We start from the raw sequence: 6,646 nt of genomic DNA on the forward strand, positions 1-6,646 counted from the left end.
ACGCGGCGTGCCCTGCAAGCGTCACGCTGCAGGCCCCGGAACCGATGGCAACGGCCACGCTCGGGAACTCGGCGCGCACATGGTCTCGCAGCAAGATTTCCCGGCGCGCCGCAAGCATTCCCGAAAAGCGGAAGCGGGAGCAGACCTCAATCGACCCGTCGGAATAGACCTCCAGGCGGGCGGCGACAGCGTCCCCGCACAGGCGGACGTCCCCGTCCGCGAAGATGCGCAAGGTATCGAAGCGGGCCCTGCCCTTCACGTTCACGGAACCTTCCACAACGAACGCCCCCGCGGGTACACGGGAATCCATATCCAGCAGGAGGTCGCCGCCCGAGACGCGCAACGCGACGGAGGAATCCAGCGCGAAGAAGCGCCTGTTGCCGGAGACGGTGCGAAGTCTCGGCGTGGAGAGGATGCGCTCCCACAGGTCCGTACGGTAGGCGGCGAGGGCGGCGAACCATTCGTCAAATCGCCTGCGCGTATACCGCGTCCCGTATTCCGCACAAATTCGCTTGCCGCTCCCGCGGGCATGCACCTTCCCTATTCCCTTGCCACCCGCAGGCACATCGCCCGCAGCTTCCAGCGGGGCGCACATGCGACCCCACAGGCCGTCACCGTACCTCGCCACGTGCGGCAGCCCCGCGAAATGCCCGTCCGGGAATCCCGAGAGGGCCGCAATGATGGCCGATTCCGCATCGTAGACCGCCTGCACGCTCGCGACATAGCGAGCCGTCTGCCGAGAAAGCCCTCCTGTCGCCCACAGTAGGCCCGCATAGAGTATCGTCAGCGCAAGGATAATCGCCAGCACGAAGGAAAGCGCAAACCCACGTTTATTGCCCATTGAACACCTCCATGCGGGTATCGCCGCACACAAGCGAAATCTTGTCCTTCCCGATGGCGGCAAGCACATAAGCCCCGACGGAATCGCCCACGCGGAGCCATACTCGTTCTCCCCCGTCAACGCTCGCCTGCACCAGGCGCCCCTCGACCACGCCATACAGTTTCACGCCAGGCGCTGCACATTGTACTGCAATATCGCCAGCCACTTCTTCTTGCCGGGCAGAACGTTCACTTGTTCGTGCTGAGCGCTCGTGCGGCTTTTCTTCATAAAATTTTTCGACCGGTTCCGTTTCGTATGGAGTCCCAAAAACAGACTCCGGTACCGGAGACAAATCCGGAGCCGGCCTCGTATATGCAATCCCCTTGTCAAAGAATGTAGCCACGCCCGCAAAAAAGAGCGCCATTCCGGCCAAGGCAAGCAGGGCGATTTTCCTTTTCGCTCGGGGCTTCAGGCCTGCGCATTCGTCGAGGTCCACCGCCTTCCAGAACGGATCCCTCGCGGCTCGCCTGCACCATTCGCGGCGTTCGCGCGCTCCGGCACCGTCGACGCAGACCAACCGCTTGCACCAAGTTTCCACCCGCGAGAACAGGTCGTCGCGCTTCAGGAATTCGTCAAAGCGTTCGAGCCGCTCCCCCGCCGCCGTCGCATCGCAATCGGGTTCGCAGGTCCAGTGGCATAGCCTGCCTTCGAAGAAAACGAGGATGTACAGCGCTCCGCCCGCGAGGAAAGCGAAGCGGCAATTTCCGGCTTCATTTTCGCCCGCGAACTTGATACCAGCGGCATCTGCTACGCACTTGATACCCGCGCCATCAGCGGCGCACTCGACACCCACGATGTACTCGGCATCTGCGGTGCACTCATCTTCGCGCATTAGTTTGTCTGCACAGCCGTAGAGCATCGCCATGCGGGGCAGTACGCGGTCGCAACGCCTGCGGAATTCTGCGACATCGGTTTCTGCGCGCATCACCAAATAGCGGTGCCGACGTCCGTCCGCACTGTTGAACGAGACCATCTCGCGAAAAACGGGACCGGCCGCGCATTCCCCGTTCCGGCAGGCTTCCGCCACCTTCGGGAATTCCTCAGCGAAACGCGCGTGCAAGGTCTTTGCATCGAGCACGCCGTCGAAGTCCGTTACCACCTCCCACGTCCACAGACGCGCATCCGCATAGGCAATCCGCGCAAACATCAGAACTTCACCTCGGGCGTGATGAATATGGCAAGCTCGCTCTCGTCATCGACTTCGCTCACGTAGCTGAAAAGCCTGCCGACAATCGGGATGCTCCCCAAGAACGGCACCGCGTTGCGGACCTCGGATTTGCTCTTCCTCACGAGCCCGCCCAGGCAAAGCGTCTCGCCGCTTTTCAGGGCGACATTCGTCTTCAGGTTGCGAGTGCTGATGTCACGCGGGCCGTCCCCGCTCGAGCGCCCCGCCGTCTTGATTTCGGGCGAAATGTTCAGCGTGATGTTCCCGCCCTGCGTCACCGTCGGGGTAATTTCCAGCGAGATGCCGTCATTAAACGAGCGGTAGTCCGTAATCGGGTAGCCGTCCGCAGAAACCTGGCTCACCAGGTAATACACCGTGTTCGTCACATTCAGTTCCGCCTTGTTCCCGTTGAGCGTCGTGAGCCGCGGGCGCGCAAGGACTTCGGCCCTGTTGTTCTCTTCCATCGCGGCGAGTTCCATCTCGAAACGCGCAGGGAGTATCCCGATTTTCCCGAACGCACCCGAGCCCGAGACGTCCTTGCCCAAAAATTCCATGAACCCGCGCACGCCCAGATCGTTCTCGCCCGTCTTGCGCGTGGCCCCGCTGTGCAGGCCTATCTCGAAATTGCGGCCGCGCTTGAATTCCACAATCACGCACGATATCGTCACCTGCATGGGAGGCTTGTCCAGGCGCTCGAGAATCGATACCGCCTCCGCGATTTCGGAAGGGGCCCCGCGAAGCATGAGCGCGTTCTGCTCTTTAACCTCCGAAACTACGAGAGCCGAACCGGGCATCAGCTTGGAGAGTTGCGCCATAAGCGGCGCCGGAGCGGCATCCTTCAGCGGGTACACTTCCGTTCGCGAAAGCACGTTCTTCGCCCCGCGTTCCGCGACGAACAAGGTGTTCGAATCCAGCGCGTAGGTGTAGCGGCTCCCGCGGAAAAGCGACTTCAACAAGCCGGTCAACGGCATGCGTTCGAACCGCATCTGGAGCGATTCGTGCACCTCGCCGTACAAAACCAGATTCAGGTTCGCCACCCGCGCGCATTCCTTGAGGAACACGTCCAGCGGCGTGCCGTCCAGTTCCACCGAGTAGAGGGAATCGTCCTGGACGATATCGGGAATTTTCGCATCGGGGCCAGTCGCGCCACCGCCTGCGCCCGCAGCCGGTTTGCGCGGACGCTCCACCCGGAAGCATTCCGCATCGCGACGCACACGGAAGCCATGCGATTCAAGCAGAACACGCAACGCCGTCCCTGGCGGGACCGCGTCAAGCCTGCCGCTCACAAGGCCCGCGACCTCCGGGGAAGCGACCACGTTCAAGCCCGTATTCGCGGAAAAGTCCCGGATAAACTCGCGGACGTCGCGCTCCCGCACGTCAATCGACACCAGCGAATCCCTGACGTCGAAATAATTCTCCCCGCGCGCCCGCTCCTTACGGATATGAAACACCGTCCCGTCGCGAACGAGTTCGAGCCCGAGGGTAGAGCACAGCGACGTGAGGCCCTCCAGAAGTCCCACTCCATCGAGGTGGAACGTCACCCGGGCTTCCGCGCCGGCATCTACGAGCACGGGCACGCCGTAGGCAAGCGACACCGAGCGCGCGACATCCTGCAAGCTCGCGTCCACGAAATCGAGCGAAACCTTGTCCGGCAAAGTGCGCTCTTCGCTCCAGGCGCGCCCGAGACATAGCAGAAGGAATAGGACGACGCTTGCGACCGCCGGCATAAAACAGCCGCGGCTCCCGTCCATGTTTTTGCGAGGCACGAGGCCTCCTAGATTTTTACGATATATAAGTAAAGGGCGTCACACGACAGCCGACACAACCCGAAAAACCGGATTGAGAATAATCTACAAAAAAAGTATCCGGAAAAACAAGCGGTGCGATTTTTTTGAAATTTCGCCGAAAAACGCCGCAAACTTTTTGCGCGGTTACATGCTCACGAACTTGCGCATGCTTAAGACTGCCGTAAGCGCGCTCAGAACAAGGCAAACGATTACGGTAACCGCGGGAATGAAAAGCCCGCCCAAGAACACCTCATGGAAAAGCTGCACCAGCAAAAGGAGCGGAACCACGACGAACAGCGAAAGGTGCGTCGCCGCGCGTACCGTCTTTACTCGAAGCGAAAGCAGCAGCGAGAACGAGGTCGTAAGAAGCGTCGCGGAAACGGCCCCCAAGATGGAAGCAAGCGCTTCCGTCCGCGAAATTTCGGGATGCGAGATCCAGTAACCGAGTTGCGCCAGAAGCGCGAATACGAGCGGGAACGGCACCACCGCCAGGAGCTTGCCCCAGAACAGTTTCGAAGGGGCTATCGGGGAAAGCTGCAAGAGTTCGAGGGAATTGCGCTCGCGTTCACCCGCAAAGGAATCGCCCGCAAGAGGGGAACCCATCGGGGCCATGAGGCAACCGAGCAGGAGCATCATGTAGCCTTCCATGCCCTGCATAATCTGCCCGCCGTAACGCGAAACCGCAATCGCCTGGCTCGCCGCGAGAATCACCGGCGGAATGATGAACGGAACCCAGAATCGCGGGTCCCTGAAAATCAAGCGGATTTCGTGTCTAAAAACGTGAAGCATCGTTATGGGGAAAAAATAGTTTTTTTCCCATTCGAAAAAAAGCCGTATTACTTTTTCAACAAAAAAAAATGTTTGCAATGCCATATGAAATAAGGTATATTCGATACATAATTCAATTGAAAGTCTTTGAATTTAGAGGTTTGGACATAACAAGAAGAGAAAATAAAAGGAATTCAACTAATGAAAGTTTCGTCATTTTTTTATTTTGCAAATTTCTGGCTCAAAACAGTTCTTTTCAAGAAGAAAGATCCGATTCTCGGCACCGTCATCGTAACCGACCGCTGCAACCTGAAATGCAAGCACTGTTCCGTCAACAACATCACATCGATAATGCATCCCTATGTACAAATCAAAAAAGAGATGCAGACATTGTACGACATGGGTACCCGCATCCTCTTCTTCTGCGGCGGCGAGACGTTCCTGTGGAGAGACGGCGATTTGACCGTCAGGGATTTGGTCATCGAGGCCAAGAGAATGGGCTTCATGATTGTCAACGTGGTCACGAACGGAACGCAGCCGATTGACTTGCCCGAAGCGGACTTGATTCTCTTGAGCCTTGACGGCGACAGGGAACGCCACAACGCCATCAGAGGCAACACATTCGACACCATCATGGAAAACGTCAAGAACGCCACCGCAGACAACATCTGCTTCTACATGGCCATCAACCAGATCAACAAGGATGCCGTGCGTGACGTTTGCCAAATCGCGAAGGACACGAAGAACGTGAGGGCGGTCTCGTTCAATTTCCACACGCCCTACCCCGACACGAGAGACCTTTTCTTATCCAAAGAGGAAAAGCAGAAGATTGCGGACACCATCTTGCAGATGATGGACAAAGGCTACCCGATATTCAATCTCAAGGCATCGCTCCCGTACCTCGTCAACAACAGCTTCCCCACCCCGTGCTATCAGTGCCTGGTCATCGAAGACGGCAAGATTTCGGTATGCGGAAGGTGCATCGACGTTCCGGGCCTTTGCGACGAATGCGGCTACTTCTTCGTCGCGGAATACACCCTGCTTTTCAAGGGCAATTTGAGAATCGCCTTCGAAGCGGTAAGGACATACCTAAAGTACGTATAGGCCAACGAGAGTTTTTTGAATGAGTTTGAGAACGACTTTAACTAGAGCGTGGCTGACCCGGTCCACCAAGCCTTTTTTATTCAAAAACGAATACGACGATTTTCTCCCCTTCGAGGAATGCGAGAACCTCGGCCTGTACGTGCATATTCCATTCTGCAAGAGCATCTGCACATTCTGCCCCTATTGCAAGACCGTATACAAGAAGGATCTGTGCGACAGGTACATTGACGCGCTGGTAAAGGAAATCCACAAGGTCGGCGGTCAATACAAGAGCAAAAAGCAAACGACCAGCCTGTATTTTGGCGGCGGTACGCCCGCGCTAATCGCAGATAGAATCGGCGAAATCATAGACGCGATTCAAGAACATTTCATCGTGACAGAGGGCATCGGCGTAGAGCTGCACCCCGACAACGTGAATGTAGAAACACTGCAAAAGCTGAAAGATGCAGGCGTTACAAAGATTAGCATAGGCATCCAGTCATTCCAGGAAAAATACCAGAACATTCTGGGGCGCAAGAAGGTCGATGCAAACAAACTAAAAGAGGCATTGAGCGCCGTGGAATTCGAAACGGTTTCCATGGACTTCATCTTCGCGCTCCCCGACCAGACCTATGAAGACATCAAAGCGGACGTGGATACCGCATTCGCGAGCGGCGCCAACCACGTGGCGATTTACCCGTTCATCGATTTTTCCTTTACCAAGAGCAAAGTGAAAACGATGCCGAAAAAACAGAAAAAGGAACTGCTGGACCGAATCACGGCCTACTTCAACGAGAAGGGATACCACCGCAGTTCTATCTGGACGTTCTCGAACAAGAAAGAAGCCAAGTATTCTTCCATGACTCGCGACAACTTCCTCGGGTTCGGATGTTCCGCCACGACGCTTCTGCAAAAGCAGTTCAAGATTAACACGTTCTCCGTAGAGGAATACTGCAAGAGAAT

At 56.8% G+C, this 6,646-nt stretch carries 6 protein-coding genes; 2 read left to right on the forward strand and 4 right to left on the reverse strand.

From position 1 onward, the window contains the following. From IK012_RS02840 to IK012_RS02855, 4 genes are all read right to left on the reverse strand, one after another. A partial coding sequence (locus tag IK012_RS02840) for a hypothetical protein (RefSeq protein ID WP_290950207.1) occupies positions 1–841 on the reverse strand: 841 nt, incomplete at its 3' end. Then, entirely contained in the window at positions 831–2,027 is a 1,197-nt protein-coding gene (locus tag IK012_RS02845) for a hypothetical protein (RefSeq protein WP_290950209.1), read from the reverse strand. The genes IK012_RS02845 and IK012_RS02840, both read right to left, overlap by 11 nt. Then, positions 2,027–3,811, reverse strand: a complete 1,785-nt coding sequence (locus IK012_RS02850) for a type II secretion system protein GspD (protein ID WP_290950212.1) — start codon at positions 3,809–3,811, stop codon at positions 2,027–2,029. The genes IK012_RS02845 and IK012_RS02850 overlap by 1 nt, the downstream gene beginning before the upstream one ends. Before the next feature lie 165 nt (positions 3,812–3,976). Beyond that, complete coding sequence (locus IK012_RS02855; protein WP_290950215.1) at positions 3,977–4,621, reverse strand: ABC transporter permease; 645 nt, start codon at positions 4,619–4,621, stop codon at positions 3,977–3,979. 180 nt (positions 4,622–4,801) lie between these two features. Between IK012_RS02855 and IK012_RS02860 the strand changes: the two genes are divergently transcribed. Next, positions 4,802–5,704 (forward strand): radical SAM protein, encoded by a 903-nt coding sequence (locus IK012_RS02860; RefSeq protein WP_290950217.1) that lies wholly within the window; start codon positions 4,802–4,804, stop codon positions 5,702–5,704. Between the two features lie 19 nt (positions 5,705–5,723). Then, positions 5,724–6,646 (forward strand): radical SAM protein (locus IK012_RS02865; RefSeq protein ID WP_290950220.1); only part of this gene is annotated, 923 nt, incomplete at its 3' end.

Origin of the sequence: Fibrobacter sp., from assembly GCF_017551775.1 — a bacterium.
Lineage (GTDB): Bacteria > Fibrobacterota > Fibrobacteria > Fibrobacterales > Fibrobacteraceae > Fibrobacter.